The 17781-nt window shown below is 41.0% G+C and carries 15 protein-coding genes; all 15 read left to right on the forward strand.

Annotated elements, in window-relative coordinates; translation table 11 throughout:
• The first annotated feature begins 211 nt into the window (after nucleotides 1-211).
• The 15 genes from mobA to EL165_RS03605 all read left to right on the forward strand — a co-directional run bounded on the left by mobA (nucleotide 212) and on the right by EL165_RS03605 (nucleotide 17779).
• Nucleotides 212-649, forward strand: a complete 438-nt coding sequence (mobA, locus tag EL165_RS03540; RefSeq protein WP_002979426.1) for a conjugal transfer protein MobA — start codon at nucleotides 212-214, stop codon at nucleotides 647-649.
• A gap of 2 nt (nucleotides 650-651) precedes the next feature.
• Nucleotides 652-1944, forward strand: coding sequence for a conjugal transfer protein MobB (gene mobB, locus EL165_RS03545; RefSeq protein ID WP_002979425.1), 1293 nt, complete (start codon nucleotides 652-654; stop codon nucleotides 1942-1944).
• Between the two features lie 102 nt (nucleotides 1945-2046).
• Nucleotides 2047-4047 carry a conjugal transfer protein MobC gene (gene mobC, locus EL165_RS03550; protein WP_002979424.1) on the forward strand — a complete coding sequence of 667 codons (2001 nt, stop codon included), beginning with the start codon at nucleotides 2047-2049 and terminating at the stop codon, nucleotides 4045-4047.
• 165 nt (nucleotides 4048-4212) lie between these two features.
• Nucleotides 4213-4569, forward strand: a complete 357-nt coding sequence (locus EL165_RS03555) for a hypothetical protein (RefSeq protein WP_198418452.1) — start codon at nucleotides 4213-4215, stop codon at nucleotides 4567-4569.
• A 91-nt stretch (nucleotides 4570-4660) separates the two neighbouring features.
• A complete protein-coding gene (locus EL165_RS03560) occupies nucleotides 4661-4924 on the forward strand; it encodes a hypothetical protein (RefSeq protein WP_002979422.1) in 264 nt (87 codons plus the stop codon).
• A 119-nt stretch (nucleotides 4925-5043) separates the two neighbouring features.
• Complete coding sequence (locus EL165_RS03565; protein ID WP_002979421.1) at nucleotides 5044-5727, forward strand: HupE/UreJ family protein; 684 nt, start codon at nucleotides 5044-5046, stop codon at nucleotides 5725-5727.
• Nucleotides 5728-5738: 11 nt separating this feature from the next.
• Nucleotides 5739-5969 (forward strand): hypothetical protein, encoded by a 231-nt coding sequence (locus EL165_RS26175; RefSeq protein WP_232529159.1) that lies wholly within the window; start codon nucleotides 5739-5741, stop codon nucleotides 5967-5969.
• Nucleotides 5957-6319 carry a hypothetical protein gene (locus EL165_RS26180; protein ID WP_232529160.1) on the forward strand — a complete coding sequence of 121 codons (363 nt, stop codon included), beginning with the start codon at nucleotides 5957-5959 and terminating at the stop codon, nucleotides 6317-6319. Before EL165_RS26175 ends, EL165_RS26180 begins: the two co-directional genes overlap by 13 nt.
• Before the next feature lie 47 nt (nucleotides 6320-6366).
• Entirely contained in the window at nucleotides 6367-10761 is a 4395-nt protein-coding gene (locus tag EL165_RS03575; RefSeq protein ID WP_002979419.1) for a CusA/CzcA family heavy metal efflux RND transporter, read from the forward strand.
• Nucleotides 10762-10781: 20 nt separating this feature from the next.
• Nucleotides 10782-11978 (forward strand): efflux RND transporter periplasmic adaptor subunit, encoded by a 1197-nt coding sequence (locus EL165_RS03580; RefSeq protein WP_002979418.1) that lies wholly within the window; start codon nucleotides 10782-10784, stop codon nucleotides 11976-11978.
• Between the two features lie 304 nt (nucleotides 11979-12282).
• Complete coding sequence (locus tag EL165_RS03585) at nucleotides 12283-14031, forward strand: heavy metal translocating P-type ATPase (protein ID WP_228459138.1); 1749 nt, start codon at nucleotides 12283-12285, stop codon at nucleotides 14029-14031.
• 30 nt (nucleotides 14032-14061) lie between these two features.
• Complete coding sequence (locus EL165_RS03590; protein ID WP_002979415.1) at nucleotides 14062-14481, forward strand: hypothetical protein; 420 nt, start codon at nucleotides 14062-14064, stop codon at nucleotides 14479-14481.
• 134 nt (nucleotides 14482-14615) lie between these two features.
• Nucleotides 14616-14936 (forward strand): DUF6122 family protein, encoded by a 321-nt coding sequence (locus EL165_RS26185; RefSeq protein ID WP_081457768.1) that lies wholly within the window; start codon nucleotides 14616-14618, stop codon nucleotides 14934-14936.
• Nucleotides 14936-15301 carry a hypothetical protein gene (locus tag EL165_RS03600; protein ID WP_002979414.1) on the forward strand — a complete coding sequence of 122 codons (366 nt, stop codon included), beginning with the start codon at nucleotides 14936-14938 and terminating at the stop codon, nucleotides 15299-15301. Before EL165_RS26185 ends, EL165_RS03600 begins: the two co-directional genes overlap by 1 nt.
• Nucleotides 15302-15373: 72 nt before the next feature.
• Nucleotides 15374-17779: a TonB-dependent receptor gene (locus EL165_RS03605; RefSeq protein ID WP_002979413.1), complete on the forward strand. Its 2406-nt coding sequence runs from the start codon at nucleotides 15374-15376 to the stop codon at nucleotides 17777-17779.
• The last annotated feature ends 2 nt before the right edge of the window (nucleotides 17780-17781 follow it).

Raw genomic sequence — 17781 nt, forward strand, 5'->3', positions numbered from 1 at the left:
AAATTGGACTTTTACAGCGACGGCTTCGAGCCGTTTTTCCCTGTTAAAATCAATCCGACCGTAGGGAGGATTTTTGTGTTCAACAGAACACGGCAAGTTGTGTTTTGAGCATCTCGAAAACTTTTCGGATGCTCAAAACCACTTGCCCTTGCAGGGAGCAGAAAACGTCCTCCGAAGTCGGCGTTTTTGTGTGAATTAAAATGGCTTAGTGATGAATGAGAACAGCAAAAAACAGTTAAAAAAGACGGGGCGACCGCTTAAAAACGACCCTGCGAAAATCCGCTACACGATTTCTTTTAACGAGGAGGAACACGCCCGTTTTCTTGCCCTCTTTGATAAATCGGGTATGCAGATAAAGGCACATTTTATAACGTCTTGCATCTTCAATAAGACGATAAAATCGGTACATATTGACAAAGGAACAGTTGATTTCTATATGCGACTGACTTCGTTTCACAGTCAATTCCGCTCTATCGGGGTAAACTATAATCAGATTGTAAAGCTATTGTACAAGAGTTTTTCCGAGAAAAAGGCATCGGCATACCTGTACAAGTTGGAAAAACAGACGGCAGAAATGGTCGAATTGTTCAAAAAAGTTGTGGATATAACCGAGGAATTTGATAAAAAATACCTCAAAAAACAGCCTTAAAAATGATAGCGAAAATCGGAAGAAGTGCAAATTTATACGGTGCATTGGCATACAATAATCTGAAAGTTGAAAAGGAAAACGGACAAATTCTGTTTACCAATAAGATTATTGAAACGTCCGACGGGCAATATTCCGTTGCACAATTAGCCCAATCTTTTGCTCCTTATCTGTTGGCAAACCAAAATACGGAGAAACATACGTTGCATATTTCGCTCAATCCTGACCCGAAAGATAAGGTCAGCGACGATACTTACAGGGAAATGGCACAGCAGTATATGAGGGAATTGGGCTACGGCGAACAGCCTTTTGTCGTATTCAAACACACCGATATTGACCGCTCCCACATTCATATCGTATCGGTTTGCGTGGACGAAAACGGCAAAAAAATCTCTGACAAATTTGAAAAAGTAAGGTCGATGAACATCTGCCGAGAACTCGAAAAGCAACACAATCTTATACCAGCTACGGACAAGAAACGTCAGCAGAACGACAAAATTTTTAAACCTGTAGATTACAAAGCTGGCGACGTAAAAAGTCAGATTGCTTCCATAGTTCGGCACTTACCGAACTATTACCAATTTCAGACTTTGGGAGAATATAATGCTTTGCTATCCCTGTTCAATATTACTACCGAGAAAGTGGAGGGCGAATTGCAAGGACAGCACCGAGAGGGATTGTTATACATTCCGTTGAACGAGCAGGGCGAAAGAGCCGGACACCCGTTTAAGGCTTCCTTGTTCGGAAAGAATGCAGGACTACCAGCATTGGAATTGCATTTTGCGAAATGCAAAACGGCTTTAAAAGACCACCCGACCAAGCAGACTTTAAAAGCTGCCGTAACGATTGCCCTGCAATCTACGGCTGATGAATTGAGCTTTAAAAAACAGTTAGGCGAGCAAGGTATTAATGTAGTGGTTCGCAGAAACGACACAGGACGTATTTACGGCATCACATTTATAGACCACAATTCCAAAACCGTTTGGAATGGTTCACGATTGGCAAAGGAACTTTCAGCCAATACCTTTAATGATTATTGGAACAATAACATCAAGCCCGACATCAAAGAGCCTGACGAGCCAAAAGAAAAAATATCCCGTTCACAGGACAAGGAAGATTTACCAGCCGAGAAACCGCACCCTATGTTTGAATTTGATAATACCGATAAGAAAGACGACGGATTGATTGAAGCCTTTGGAGGTTTACTTATCCCTGAAGCACAGGGAGAGGATTACGAAGAAACGGACTTTGCCAACAAAATGAAGAAAAAGCGGAAACGCAAAAGAGGTCAGCAGTAACATTCAGCCAAACATCGCCACGTACTGCCATTGACTGCCACAATCTTATAGCTACACTATACAGCCCATAAATTCACGCCCGAACATTTAAAATTTATCAAAATGCAGGGAGAAGACGATTTGAGAGGCTTAGCTAAGATTATGGCATTTATGCGAGCCGTAAGCATCATTATAGTATTGATGCACTTGTATTGGTTCTGTTACGGGTTCTTTATACACCGTGGCTGGACATTGGAGATTATCAATAAGATTTTGGGGAACTTCAATCGAACAGCAGGACTGTTTGAACATACCTTATATACCAAAGTCTTCGCTTTGGTATTGTTGGCTTTGAGCTGTTTGGGAACTAAGGGCGTAAAGGACGAAAAGATTACGTGGGGCAAAATTTATGTGGCTTTGGGTATCGGCTTCGTCCTTTTCTTTTTGAATTTCCCATTATTAAAGCTACCACTAAACACCGCTACATTTCTCTATATCCTGACTACGGGTTTAGGTTATATCGCTTTAATGGTTGCAGGGGTTTGGATGAGCCGTTTGCTCCGTAGCAATTTAATGGACGACGTATTCAACAACGAAAACGAGAGCTTCCAGCAGGAAACCAAATTAATGCAGAACGAATACTCGGTTAATCTGCCTACGAAGTTTTATTACAAAAACAAATGGAATGACGGTTGGATAAATATTGTAAACCCTTTTCGGGCAACGATTGTACTCGGAACCCCCGGTTCAGGTAAATCGTATGCCATTGTAAACAATTACATCAAACAACAGATTGAGAAAGGTTTCTCAATGTACATCTACGATTTCAAATTCGACGACCTTTCTACGATTGCCTACAATCACTTATTAAAGAACAGGAATAAATACAAAGTACCGCCAAAATTTTACGTGATAAATTTTGACGACCCACGCAAGAGCCACCGTTGCAATCCGCTTAATCCCGACTTTATGACGGATATTTCTGATGCCTACGAAGCTGCCTATACGATAATGCTAAACCTCAATAGGTCGTGGATACAGAAGCAAGGGGATTTCTTCGTGGAAAGCCCAATTATTCTATTGGCAGCTATTATTTGGTACTTAAAAATCTATGAAAACGGCAAATATTGTACGTTCCCACACGCTATTGAATTGCTGAATAAAAAGTATTCGGACGTTTTTACGATTTTGACTTCTTATTATGAATTGGAGAATTATTTATCTCCTTTCCTCGATGCTTGGCAAGGTGGAGCACAAGACCAATTACAGGGGCAGATAGCTTCCGCTAAAATTCCATTGTCAAGAATGATTTCGCCGAGCTTGTATTGGGTTATGACGGGCGACGACTTTTCTTTAGACATCAACAACCCTAATGAGCCGAAAATTTTGTGTGTCGGAAACAACCCCGACCGACAAAATATTTATTCGGCAGCTTTGGGTTTGTATAACTCCCGAATTGTCAAACTCATTAACAAGAAAGGACAGCTAAAAAGTTCGGTCATCATTGACGAGTTGCCGACGATATATTTTAGGGGATTGGATAATCTTATTGCAACAGCGAGAAGTAATAAAGTAGCTGTGTGCTTAGGTTTTCAGGACTTTTCGCAATTAATCCGTGATTATGGAGATAAGGAAGCTAAAGTCATTCAGAACACGGTCGGGAATATTTTTAGTGGTCAGGTTGTCGGAGAAACGGCAAAGAGCCTGTCCGAACGTTTCGGAAAAGTTTTACAAAAACGCCAAAGTATGACGATTAACCGAAATGATAAATCAACTTCAATTTCTACACAGTTGGATAGCTTGATACCAGCCTCTAAAATTTCAACCTTAACGCAGGGTATGTTCGTGGGTGCTGTGTCCGATAACTTCGATGAGCGTATCGAGCAGAAAATATTCCACGCTGAAATAGTTGTCGATAATGAAAAGGTTGCAGCCGAAACAAAAGCGTATCAGAAGATACCCGAAATTTTATCTTTTGTTGATGAAAACGGAGTGGATAATATGAAACGGGATATTGATAAAAACTACCGTCAGATAAAATTAGACATTGTTCATATTGTCGAGAGTGAAATGGAGCGTATCAAGAACGACCCGAATTTACAGCACTTGATACAGGAGGGATAGTTTGGACATATCAAAAAATAAATACGATAATTTAGTTTTTTCCGGTATCTAAATTCACTTTTTTGCATCGAATTGATACCCAAATGAATTTATTTACATACATTTGCGATAATGTTGCGTAAGTATTCTGCCATATTGTTTTTAGTTGTTGCCCAAATTGTAATTTTGGGTCACGGCATTGTATCGCACCACCACCACGCTGACATCGTTAATGATGGGCATCATAATGGTAAAAATAGCCATCATAAAGACAGTAAGGAAACACCATTAGAGCTTGCTTTCTCCGGTTTTATACACGCTGGCGAACACGTTTCTTTTACCAATTCTGACGAAACAAGAGTTGTCATATCAAAGGACGATGTAAAATCAGTAAAGGCTTTGCCTGTCGATTTTACCAAGCCTGTTGAATATATCGTAGTCTATCAGAAACACACGTTTCCACCCGATAGGCATATCATTTACTTACCACCGCTCCACGGAGCATATACCCTTCGGGGTCCTCCCTCTTTCATCGTTGCTTAACTTTCAATTCTCCGAAAGTTAAAATTTGAGTTATGCCCAAAATTCAATGGGCAGGTTATTTCTTTATTAATTATCAAATTTTATTTTAACGATGAAAAAATCATTCATTATAGCGGCTTTTGCTGCACTTACATTTGTAGCTTGCAATAACAGTGGAAAATCTTCTTCCGACAATTCCAATACAGAACAAGAGCAGTCAGCTCCGGTAGTCAATCAAGACAGCATTGACAAGGCTCACGGTCATTCGCACGACCCTAACGGCGGACATACCGCACCGGCAGCAAAACAAGACAGTTCTAAGGTTGCACCTGTTAATCAGGATAGTATTGATAAAGCTCACGGACATAAGCATTAATTAATTTTTTAAGCAACGTTTTTCAATCATTGCGGTCAGGGCTTTGGCTATAATGTATTGCATACACCTGTATGCAATACAGCCGGGCTTGTACTGCCTAACTTAAAAATTCAATTATAATGCGGTATATAAAAGTAGTTTTATCAATAGTGCTGTTGCTATTGGTAACAGGCTCGGTGTATGCTCACGGTGTAGATGAGGATACCCAAACTTTCCTCAGTGGAAATTCAGGCGTTGCCTTTGTACCCTTTTTGTACATAGGAGCCAAACATATGTTGACGGGATATGACCATTTATTATTTCTCGTAGGGGTTATATTTTTCCTTTACCGTCCGAAAGAAGTATTGCTGTATGTGAGCTTTTTTACCATTGGACACAGTATTACCCTCTTGTTGGGCGTATTGGCAGATATGGCAATCAATGCTTACCTGATTGATGCAATCATAGCCTTGTCCATTGTGTATAAGGGCTTCGATAATTTGGGTGGCTTTCAAAGGTTCTTGGGGTATCAGCCCAATACCAAAGCGGCTGTTTTAATCTTCGGACTTTTTCACGGCTTTGGTTTAGCCAGTAAATTACAGGAATTGAGTTTTGACCGTACCGGATTGTTGACCAACCTACTTGGTTTTAATATCGGTGTAGAAATAGGTCAGTTCATAGCCTTAGCCCTTGTATTATTTATTATCACTAATTGGAGAAGGTCACCGAGTTTTCTCAAATTCTCGACAGTTACCAATATGTTGCTTATGGCAGCAGGTTTTTTATTGTTCGGCTATCAGTTGGTCGGTTATTTTAATTCTTAAAAATTATCAAAATGTCAGAAATAGCACATCAAATCTTAGATAAGAAATCTATCATTAAGCAGGTCATCTATGCTTTAATTATAGGAGCGGTACTTCTTGTTAGTGCCGTATTACCGGCAGAATACGGTATAGACCCTTTGGGTATCGGTAAAGCAACCGGTTTTAGCAATTATATGTTGGTGACGGCGGTTCGGAAACGCTTGCTTCGGGACCACATAAAATATTGCAATTGGAAAACGTAGGTTCTCCGGCAGATGTAGCCAAACCTGCGGCAGCAGATAATCCGCCACCCGCTACCCAGCTCGCAGAGCGGACAGACGAAGTAAGTGTCGTTATTCCGGCAGGCGAAGGATTGGAATATAAGATAAATATGTTGAAGCACGGTCAGTTGAAGTACGAATGGATTACCGATAAAGGAGAACTATACTTTGATTTTCACGGAGAGGTTAAGAACAACAGCAACTATTTTGAAAGCTACACCATTGCCTATTCCAACAATATGGTGGGTCATTGCTCGCTCCGTTTGAAGGTCCGCAAGGATGGTACTTCAAAAACAATTCAAATGAGGACATCACTGTCAAAATCAGAATGAAAGGACAGTATCTCCTTAAACAATAACTATTCTAATAACATTATGGTATGTTAAATAACATCATTCATTTTTCAATCAAGAATAAGTTGATAATAGGATTATTTACCCTGGCATTAATTTGCTGGGGTACGTACTCCCTTACCAAACTTCCTATTGATGCCACACCCGATATCACGGATAATCAGGTGATGGTCATTACTGTATCGCCTACATTGGCGGCACAGGAGGTGGAACAGCTTGTAACCTTTCCGGTGGAGCAGACAATGGTCAGTATTCCCGGTATTAAGGATATGCGTTCCTTTTCCCGTTTCGGGCTTTCAATCGTAACCATTGTATTTAAAGAAAATGTTGACATCTATTGGGGACGACAGCAGGTACAGGAAAGATTGACCATAGCGGAAAAAAGTATTCCCGAGGGTGTCGGTACACCCGAAATGGCTCCGGTAACTACCGGTCTTGGGGAAATCTATCAATACAGCATTCACCCCAAAAAAGGTTATGAAGACAAGTACGATGCCACTGAATTAAGAACTATTCAGGATTGGATTATTAAACGGCAATTATTAGGTACGCCCGGCGTTGCAGAAGTAAGCGGCTTCGGTGGATTTGTAAAGCAATACGAAATCGCTATCGAGCCTGACAGGCTTGCCAGCCAGAACATCAATATCTCCGATATTTTCACGGCATTGGAGAAGAACAACCAGAATACCGGTGGTGCTTACATTGATAAAGGTCCTAATGCTTACTTTATCCGAAGCGAAGGCTTGGTAAAGAACATCGAGGAAATCAAAAAAATAGTGGTCAAAAACGAAGCTGGCGTACCTATTCTTTTAAGAGATGTAGCCGAAGTACGGTTTGGAAACGGACCGAGATACGGAGCAGCCACCCGTAATGGTGAGGGCGAAACTGTAACAGGGGTAGTGATGATGCTTAAAGGAGCTAATTCATCTGAAGTAATTACCAATGTAAAGGCTAAGGTAGCAGAAATAGAAAGCAGCTTGCCTGAAGGTGTGGAAATTGAGCCTTTTCTTGACCGTAAAAAGCTGGTGGACGGAGCTATTTCTACCGTTTCAACCAACCTGATTGAAGGTGCATTAATCGTGATTTTTGTACTGATACTTTTCTTAGGAAACCTGCGTGGCGGGCTTGTGGTCGCTTCCGTAATTCCATTGGCAATGTTGTTCGCCATATCTATGATGAACCTCTTTGGCGTATCGGGCAACCTGATGAGCTTGGGAGCGATAGACTTTGGTATCATCGTGGACGGGACAGTTATCATCGTCGAGGCTGTGCTGCATCGAATAACGGGAAGTAAAGACCGGTACGGAGGTGTGGCAAAACTGACACAGGAGCAAATGGATGAAGAAGTCTATCAATCGTCCCGTAAAATACGCTCTGCGGCTGCATTCGGTGAGATTATCATTCTGATTGTATACCTGCCATTATTAGCGTTGGTAGGTGTAGAAGGTAAAATGTTCGGACCAATGGCACAGACTGTTTCTTTTGCCATTTTAGGAGCTTTCTTGCTTTCGTTTACCTATGTACCGATGATGTCGGCTTTGGTGTTGAGCAAGAAAACAACCCATAAGGAAAACTTCTCCGACAGAATGATGAAGGCTATTCAGAGAGTTTATACGCCTATCATCGAGGGAGCAATGAAAATGAAATTATTGGTCGTTTCTATTGCAGTAGGTCTTTTCATCATTACACTTTTTGTATTCAACCGTATGGGTGCAGAATTTATACCTCAGTTGGATGAGGGTGATTTTGCGGTAGAAACAAGGGTTCCGGTCGGTAGCTCTATCAACCAATTGATAGATGTTTCACAGAAAGCCCAAACTATCCTGCGGAAGAACTATCCCGAAGTAGAAGAAGTAGTAAATAAAATCGGTTCGGGGGAAATTCCCACAGACCCGATGCCTATTGAAGCGGGCGATATGATAGTGAAACTAAAGCCGAAAAAGGAATGGACAAGTGCCAAAGACAGAGAAGAACTGATAGAAAAAATGCAGGCTGACCTATCTGTTATCCCTAACGCTACATTTAGTTTCCAGCAACCTATACAGATGCGTTTCAATGAGTTGCTTACAGGAGCAAAACAGGACGTGGTTCTAAAAATCTATGGAGAAGATTTGGACGTACTATCAGACCTTGCTTCGGATGTGGGTCGTAAAATAAAAAATGTCGAAGGTGTAGAAGATTTATATGTAGAGGAAATAACAGGTTTGCCACAAATCAGCATACAGTTTAACAGGGATAAGATAGCACAGTACGGAATGAATATCGAAGACGTAAACAGTGCCATTGAAACAGGATTTGCAGGTAAAGCAGCAGGTTTGGTATATGAAGGCGAAAGACGGTTTGACTTGGTGGTAAGGCTGGATAATGCTTCAAGAGCAGATATTACGGATGTTCAGAATTTATTTGTAAGTACGCCCACAGGTCAGCAAATTCCTCTAAGTGAAGTAGCAGATATTTCATACAAACCGGGTCCGGTACAAATCCAAAGAGATAATGCCAAAAGACGGATTACACTTGGTTTCAACGTAAGAAACAGGGATGTAAAAAGTATCGTGAACGATATTCAGGATATTGTGGGAGCAAAAGTAAAAATGCCTGCGGGCTATCATATCACCTACGGCGGACAATTTAAAAACCTCGAAGAAGCCAATGCGAGGCTTGCAGTAGCATTGCCGGTGGCACTCTTACTGATTTTACTATTGCTGTACTTTACGTTCCGTTCGGTAAAACAAGGTCTATTGATATTTACTGCAATTCCGTTATCGGCGATAGGTGGTGTATTTGCTTTGCTCATCAGGGATATGCCTTTCAGTATCTCCGCCGGTGTAGGTTTTATTGCGTTATTCGGTGTTGCTGTTTTGAACGGGATTGTATTGATTGCAGAGTTCAACCGTTTGGCTAAGGAAGGGGTTAATGATATTTACGAAAGGGTTCGGATTGGTACACGGGTAAGATTAAGACCCGTACTGATGACAGCCGCAGTAGCTTCGTTAGGATTTTTACCGATGGCAATCTCATCTTCATCAGGTGCAGAAGTACAACGCCCGTTGGCTACGGTAGTTATCGGAGGTCTGATAACGGCAACTGCACTGACCCTTGTGGTACTTCCTGTACTGTATATCTATTTCACAAAATCATCATTCAAGATGCGGAAGCCCAAAACCTTGCCTACGGCAATATTACTATTAGGATTTTTAGGTTTACCGTCGGTAATGAATGCACAAGTACCTACAAATTCCGGTACAAGAGTGCTGACCTTACAGCAATCCATTGATGAAGCGTTGAAAAACAACAACAGCATCAAGATAGCGGAGTATAACATCAATGTACAGCAGGCATTAAAGAAAGGAAGCGTTACTATTCCTAAAACGGAAATTTCCTATACACAGGGTGTAGTAAGTAATCCTACTATTAATGATAACCTGATTAATGTTACACAGCGTTTTGATTTTCCGACCGTTTACAGCAATCAATCAAAGTTGGCACAGGAAAGGATACGCAGCAGCGAAAAATACAAGGCTGTAACCGAAAATGACCTTGTTGAAGACGTAAAGCTGGCTTACCTGCAATATCAGTATATATTGGAGAAAAGACGGCTATTGTTGGAACAGGACACGATTTACAGCAAGCTAAGTAAAGCAAGTAATGCGAGGTATAGAACAGGAGAAAGCACAAGTCTTGAAAATGCTACTTCGTCAGTCCAATACCGACAAATTCAGAATGAGCTGGAAAAGAATGAAGCCGATATACAAATTGCCAAACGTCTTTTACAGACATTGCTTAATACAACCGATGACATCAGCATAGCAGATACGGCATTGGTTGTAAGGGAGGAATTATTGGCTATTGATGGTGTATCAACTACCAACAATCCTATCATTCAATATCTGCAACAGGAAATCAATGTTAGCCAAAGAGAAATATCCTTGCAGAGAAGCAAGATGTTACCGGACATTATTTTAGGTTATAACGGTCAGACCTACAAAGGTCTGCAAACGATTAACGGTGTCGATAGAACTTATACGGGTAAAGACAGGTTTAGTTTTTTCCAAGTCGGTATAAGCATACCTCTTTTTCCGGGTGGTTATAAATCCCAAATCAATGCGGCTAAAATCAATGAACAGATTGCACAAAAACAGGTAGAACTGACGACTACAAATCTGAACGGACAGCTTAAAGAGTTGGCACAGCAGTATGTGAAATTTCAGAAATCTCTAAACTATTATCAGACACAGGCATTGCCACAGGCAGACCTGATTATCAGTAATTCGGATAAGAGTTTTAGAAACGGTGATATTTCCTATACACAATATCTGCAAAACCTTACGCTATCCAATAATATCCATTCAGAGTATATAGACAACCTGTATAATCTTAACCGGGTTATTATTTCCATAGAGGCAATTTTAGGCAACAATTAATCATTCAAAAAATCAGAATAATGAATAGGTCATCATTTAAAAAATATATACCATTATTACTGTCAGCAGTATTGGTGGTTTCGTCCTGTAAGGATAAAAAAGAGAATGCTGCCGAACAGGCTCCGGCAGAAACAGAGAGCAAGACCGATACAGCACCTTCGGTAAGACAAATTACGTTTACCGCTGACCAGTACAAGCTGTCGGAGATACAAACAGGCTCCATAGAATTAAGAAACCTTAGCAATATAATCAAGCTGACAGGAGCTATTGAAGCTGAACCAAACAGCATAGCCACCGTATCAGCACCATTGGGCGGTTATATCAAAACAGCAGGGTTATTGCCGGGGCAAGCTGTAAAAAAGGGGCAGCAATTAGCCACTATTGAAAATCCGGAGTTCATCACCATTCAACAGGAGTATTTGGAAAGCATCGGCAGGCTGGAATATTTGTCACAGGAATACAAAAGACAGCAGGAATTGAGAAATGAAGATGTCAATGCAGCCAAAACCTTCCAACAGGTAAGCTCTGATTACAATGTGATGAAAGCCCGTATTGCAGGTTTGGAACAGCAGATGGCACTTATCGGCATCAGCAGTAACGCCTTGAAAAACAACAAGCAAATTTCCAGAACTGCGGGTATTTATGCTCCCATTTCAGGGTATATCAAAGTCAGTAATACCAATATCGGGAAATACGCCGCACCAACCGATGTCCTGTTTGAGATAACGGGTGTAGATGCACTGCATCTTGCTTTAAATGCTTTTGAAAAGGACTTGGGCAAAATTCAGGTTGGGCAGACCGTTAAGTTTTCACTTTCCAATGAAAATGATTACCGCCATACCGGAAAAGTGTACTTGGTCGGTCAGGCTGCAAATGACAAAAAAATGATACCGGTGCTTTGCCGCTTTACCAAAGATGCAAAACTCTTACCGGGAATGTATGTAAAAGCGTGGGTAGAAACAGGAACGGAACAAAAGAATGCCGTACCTAACGATGCCATTGTTCAGTTGAATGGTTTGGATTACATCATCATCCAAACAACAGGGAATAATGACAGCTATACATTCCAGTTGTTGCAAATTGCCAAAGGTGTGGAGCAGGAAGGTTATACAGCAGTTGAATTACCTCAAAGTGCCAATCAGCAATCGTTAAAAGTAGTCACGAAAAACGCTTATACTATCCTTTCAGCTATTAGAAATGCGGAAGAGGAAGAATAACCATATCGGGAAACCGAAGCATAAGCGAAAGAAGAAAAGACCACCTCCGCAAAGGCAGGGAGGTGGTAAATCTTCAAATAATAAATGGGGATACAAGATGATAAAGTATGGTTTAATAGCATTGGCGGTCTTGTTGTTTCTATTCATTTTTATTTTACTTGTTGTGCTTCCCTATATTAATGTAGGTACTAACCATAGACATTAAATTCTATAAAATGAACACATTTAAAACCTTTTTTTCCCGGCAGTTTTATGGGAAATCATACGCATCATTACAGTAGGTATTGCCAGCCTGTTGTTTTATATGGAACTCATTCCATTACCCCTGTTGCTGGCAGCTACGGCTTTCGGTCTGTATTCTTTGCTAAAGACGGCTATTGTCGAGCTTATCAAAGAACGTAAAGTCGGTACGGAACTTTTTATCTCCATAGCCGTAATTGTATCGGTTGTGGGCAAAGAATACCTTGCCGGTTCCGTAGTACTGATGATTATCCTGATAGCGGAATATATCGCCAGTGCAAGCGGAGAACGGGCAAGGGCATCTATCAAAGAATTGATAGGCTCTGTACCACAAACAGCCGTCATTAAAAAAGACGGAAAAGAGCAAACAATCCAAATCACCTCGCTGGTTATGGGCGATATTGTCGTAGTAAAAGCAGGAGAAAAAATACCTGTTGACGGTAAAGTCATTGCCGGTTCCGGTTCCGTCAATCAGGCTCCTATTACCGGAGAAAGCGTACCGGTCGAAAAAGTAAACGACAGCGAAGTCTTTGCCGGAACTATATTGGAGTTGGGAGCATTGGACGTGCAAATGACCAAAGCAGGTAATGATACGGTGTTTTCAAGGATTATCGCTTTGGTAGAAGAAGCCGAAAGCAGTAAAGCTCCCATTGAAAAACTCACTGACAGGGTAGCCTCGTGGCTGATACCGTTCGTGTTCATTTTTGTGATAGGTGTCTATTTAGTAACAAAAGATGTAAAGCTGGTCATCGCCCTATTGATTTTTACCTCGCCTGCCGAATTAGGCTTAGCCACCCCTTTAGTAACTATATCTGCCATTGCAAGGGCAGCCCGTGAAGGTATCTTGGTAAAAGGAGGTAAATATTTAGAGGAACTCGCAAAGATAAAAACCATTGTTTTCGATAAGACCGGAACACTTACGGTAGGTAAACCTACACTCAATAAAGTAGATATATCGGATAGCAACTATACAGAAAAGGACTTACTGTATTTTGCGGCTACTGCCGAAAACCGTTCCAGCCACCCATTGGCAAATGCGATTATTGTCCGTGCAGAAGAATTAGATGTGGAGCTTTCAGAGCCGACCGGCTTTGAGGTATTTAAAGGAAAGGGGCTTGGAGCTTCAATAGACAGCAGAAAAGTGTTGATAGGAAACAAAACATTGATGGACGACCATAAAATCAGTGTTACAATAAATAGCGAAAACCTTACAGATACAGCTATTTATATGGCAATTGATAATAAGGCTGCCGGTGTATTCTATGTGTCCGACACCATACGTCCGGGAGCAAAAGAAATGATTGATGAACTGAAAAAAAGCGGTGTTCAAAATGTTATAATGCTTACGGGCGACAATCCGCAAACAGCACAACACGTGTCAAGTCAGTTAGGCATTACCTCGTTCAAAGCGGATATGCTGCCGGAGGACAAAATTAAAGCTATACAGGAACTCCAATCCACAGGAGAAAAAGTAGCAATGGTAGGCGATGGCATCAACGATGCTCCGGCTCTTGTGCAGGCAAATGTAGGTATCTCTATGGGTATCGTAGGTACGCAGGCAGCAATGGAAGCCGCTGATATTGTTTTGGTGGAAGACAAACTCGAAAAAATTGCCCGTTCCAAAGCTATCAGCAAAAGAGCTTTCAAAACTATCAAAGAGAATATAATCGGTGGCGTTGGTGTGGTACACGTATTGGGTATTACACTGGTATTGTTAGGGGTTTTAGGACCCGTAGAAGCAGCAGTCATTCACCTGTTGCCCGATACGCTGGTATTTCTGAACTCAATCAAACTACTTAGAGTAAAAATTTAATTATTAATTCACTTTTAAAAATCAAAAAAAATGAGAAAAATCAAATCAATCGGAATGGCTTTAGTGGTTGCTATAACCACGCTTGCCGTAAGCCCTGTAATGGCTCAGTCGGGTCACGGTTCTGCCCCTCACGGCGGAAAAATGATAGACGTTGACAATTACCATATTGAAATGGTAAAAGGTAACAATATGCTGACCTTTTATGTGCTGGATGCCAATGCTAAAACATTAAACAAGCCCGCTACCGGTTCGGTAGAGTTTGCTTTTACAGATGGCAAAAAGACTGATGCCAAGCTCACACCAAGCAAAACAGGTGGATTGCAGGCGGCTTTGTCCAGAAACATTCACGAAAACGTTACCGTTACCATCAAAGTTAATGGCACAACGCTGACAGGAAAATTTAAAAATGAGGTTTCTGCCGCTGAAAAAGCACACGGGCATCAGCATTAAATCTATGTAAGTTGAAACATACTATCTTCTTCTTTTGGAAAGAAGATAGTATGTCAATTCAAATACCGTGTATCAATATTAAGTGAGAAAAACAAATAACATAATAATGCTAAAGGCTATAAGAAAGTAACGATATGGAACAATTTATCCATTACTTTTTACACCTTATTTTTCCGGGTATCCTTTCCTATTTTCTGTTTAGGGAAAATTGGATAAGATGCTATGCAATATTGTTGCTCACTATGCTGGTTGATTTAGACCACCTTTTGGCAACACCAATATTTGACCCTTGCAGGTGCAGTATAAATTTCCACCCCCTGCATAGCTGGTTTGCTATTGCTATTTACTTTATCCTGTTGTTTTTCAAACCGACACGGGTTATTGCCGTGGGGTTGCTTTTACATATGGCTACCGATGGTTTGGACTGTTTTCTTAGCCAAAATAATTGCGATTGATGTTAAAAGATATAAGACATATAAAAGGGCTTTTTCTTTTGCTATTGTACGTTTTTGCAAATAGCCCGGTTATCTTATACCACCACCACGACGATGAAATTATCGCCTATTCAAAAGCAAGCCAATGTGAGAAGGCAATATATTATGGGGATGAAAGCAATGCCTGTAATCATAAGGCACATCTTACCAAAGCATTCAAAAAGTGTTCACTGTGCGATAATCATTGCTTATCGCCTCATCTTATCGTTGATGCCCTTATTGTTTACGTTGATGTACAGCCTTATTTTGAATACAGCTTATGTAAGGTAAGTTTCTACGAAGCGGAACTCCTTACAATCCAAAACAAAGGATCGCCCACAGTTTGATTTTTTATATAGACGCAAGCAGTCAAACGCCTGTTTGCTCATATCAAACAATAATCGTTAAAAAATCAAACAATGAATTTAAAAAGCATATTACTATTGGTTGCTTTCGTATCGGCAACCTTAAACATATTTGCACAAAACAGTATTTCAGGTACGGTAAAAGACGAAACCACAAACGAAAATTTAGCTGGTGCATCCATCTATATTGCTGACCTGAAAACAGGTGCAACGACAGACACAAACGGTAGTTATAAAATCAATAACCTTAAACGGGGAACCTACCTTTTAGAGATAAATTATACAGGCTATCAGCCAATAATCGAAAAAATAAGCATCGACAAAGATACGGTTATGGACTTTTTATTAAGCCCCGCTGTTACAGAACTGAATGAGTTAATCATAACAGGTGTAACCCGCTCAACAGAATTAAAACTAAGCCCTGTCATTGTTAAAGCGGTGGACGGTAAAACACTCAATCAGAACAGTGCTACCAATCTGATTGATGCTTTAAGGAATGTACCCGGTGTAAACCAAATAACAACAGGGACAGGAATTTCAAAACCTACCATACGAGGTTTGGGATTTAACAGAGTAATTACATTGAACAATAATATCCGGCAAGAGGGACAACAATGGGGCGATGAACACGGTATTGAGATAGACGAGAATGCAGTGGACAGAGTGGAAGTTGTCAAAGGTCCCGGAAGCCTTATGTACGGTTCGGACGGTATTGCGGGAGTGCTTAATTTTCTTGCTCCGAAAGCCTTGCCGTTAGGACAGGTAAAAACACAGGTTTCCTCCAATTACCAAAGTAATAACAACCTCATTGGCTATTCCGTTGCCAACGCTGGGAATAAAGACGGCTTGCAATGGCTTGGCAGGTTCAGCAACAAGTTTGCAGGCAACTACCAAAATGCCTACGACGGAAAAGTTTTCAATTCGGGTTTTAAGGAAATCAATGGTAGCCTGTTTTTGGGAATAAACAAAAGCTGGGGACACTCACACCTGACCGTAAGCTCTTATAACAACACCCTTAATCTTGTAGAGGGAGAAAGAGATGAATTAGGAAGATTTATCTACGAAAATGCCAATGGCGATGAAGTAGCAGCAACGGACAAAGATTTGAAAGGATATAAAACAGGTTTTCCGCATCAGAAGATAAATCATATTGGAGTAGCTTCAAACAATTATTTCATATTGGATAAAGGAACGCTAAATGCCGACTTTGGTTTTCAGAACAATAAACGCAGAGAGTTTGAAGACCCTGCCACACCTGATGAGCCGGAATTGTTCTTTGATTTGAAAACGCTCAACTATAATGTACGATACAATTTTGAAAAAGTAAATGGCTGGGAAACATCGGTCGGCATCGGCGGTATGTGGCAGAGCAACACCAACAGGGCAATAGAGGCTTTGATACCCAATTACAGCCTTTTCGATGCAGGAGCGTTTGTGTTCACGCAGAAAACATTTTTTGATAAGCTCACTTTAGCCGGAGGTATCCGTTTTGACAACCGGTATATGAACTCAAAGGAACTTTACCTCGATGAAGACGAAAATCCTGTACCCGGTACAGACCCCGATGCCGAATTGAAATTCAGTGCCTTTGAAAAGAACTACAATGGCATTTCGGGAAGTTTGGGATTATCGTATAAGGTGGATAAAAATTCTACTTTCAAATTTAACGTATCGAGAGGTTTCAGAGCACCGAACAGCACCGAGCTTTCTGCCAACGGAAGACACGAGGGAACGTTCCGTTACCTGTTTGGAAAATCAGACCTTAAACCGGAAATCAGTCATCAGGTGGACGTTGCCTATTTCCTCAATTCCAAACACATCACGTTGGAGATTACGCCGTTCGTAAACTTCATAGGCAATTATATCTATCTCGAAAAAATGGTAGATGCAAACGGCAATGAAATCATTCCAGACCCTGCCGACGGAGCACCTGCCTTTGAATATACATCGGGAAATGCCACTCTAATCGGAGGCGAGATTTACTTGGATATACACCCGCACCCTATGGAATGGCTGCATTTTGAAAACTCCTTTTCCTATGTGCAGGCAACGCAGAGCAACCAGCCCGATAATCTGAAATACCTGCCCTTTATCCCTGCACCGAGATACAGGGGCGAAGTCAAAGCCGAGCTTAAAGCAGTCAATAGCACATTCTCCAATGCTTACATCAAGTTCGGGCTTGACCATTTTTTCAAGCAGGACAAATTTCACGGTGCTTACGGTACAGAAACAGCAACACCTGCATACACCTTGTTGAGTGCAGGAATTGGAACAAATATAAAAGCATTCAACCGAAGCGACTTTATGTCTTTGTATATCAGTGGCGAAAACTTGGCTGACGTGGCTTATCAAAATCATTTAAGCAGGCTGAAGTATGCCCCCGAAAATCCCGCAACGGGACGTATGGGTGTTTTCAATATGGGACGTAATATCAGCGTGAAAATGATAGTGAATTTTTAATA

This window comes from Chryseobacterium gleum (assembly GCF_900636535.1).
Classification (GTDB): domain Bacteria; phylum Bacteroidota; class Bacteroidia; order Flavobacteriales; family Weeksellaceae; genus Chryseobacterium; species Chryseobacterium gleum.

Bases quoted from the DNA above. Each gene is read 5' to 3' on its own strand.
- mobA (WP_002979426.1), top strand. From the start codon at position 212: ATGAATGAGAACAGCAAAAAACAGTTAAAAAAGACGGGGCGACCGCTT.
- mobB (WP_002979425.1), top strand. From the start codon at position 652: ATGATAGCGAAAATCGGAAGAAGTGCAAATTTATACGGTGCATTGGCA.
- mobC (WP_002979424.1), top strand. From the start codon at position 2,047: ATGCAGGGAGAAGACGATTTGAGAGGCTTAGCTAAGATTATGGCATTT.
- EL165_RS03560 (WP_002979422.1), top strand. From the start codon at position 4,661: ATGAAAAAATCATTCATTATAGCGGCTTTTGCTGCACTTACATTTGTA.
- EL165_RS03565 (WP_002979421.1), top strand. From the start codon at position 5,044: ATGCGGTATATAAAAGTAGTTTTATCAATAGTGCTGTTGCTATTGGTA.
- EL165_RS26175 (WP_232529159.1), top strand. From the start codon at position 5,739: ATGTCAGAAATAGCACATCAAATCTTAGATAAGAAATCTATCATTAAG.
- EL165_RS03575 (WP_002979419.1), top strand. From the start codon at position 6,367: ATGTTAAATAACATCATTCATTTTTCAATCAAGAATAAGTTGATAATA.
- EL165_RS03580 (WP_002979418.1), top strand. From the start codon at position 10,782: ATGAATAGGTCATCATTTAAAAAATATATACCATTATTACTGTCAGCA.
- EL165_RS03585 (WP_228459138.1), top strand. From the start codon at position 12,283: ATGGAACTCATTCCATTACCCCTGTTGCTGGCAGCTACGGCTTTCGGT.
- EL165_RS03590 (WP_002979415.1), top strand. From the start codon at position 14,062: ATGAGAAAAATCAAATCAATCGGAATGGCTTTAGTGGTTGCTATAACC.
- EL165_RS26185 (WP_081457768.1), top strand. From the start codon at position 14,616: ATGGAACAATTTATCCATTACTTTTTACACCTTATTTTTCCGGGTATC.
- EL165_RS03600 (WP_002979414.1), top strand. From the start codon at position 14,936: ATGTTAAAAGATATAAGACATATAAAAGGGCTTTTTCTTTTGCTATTG.
- EL165_RS03605 (WP_002979413.1), top strand. From the start codon at position 15,374: ATGAATTTAAAAAGCATATTACTATTGGTTGCTTTCGTATCGGCAACC.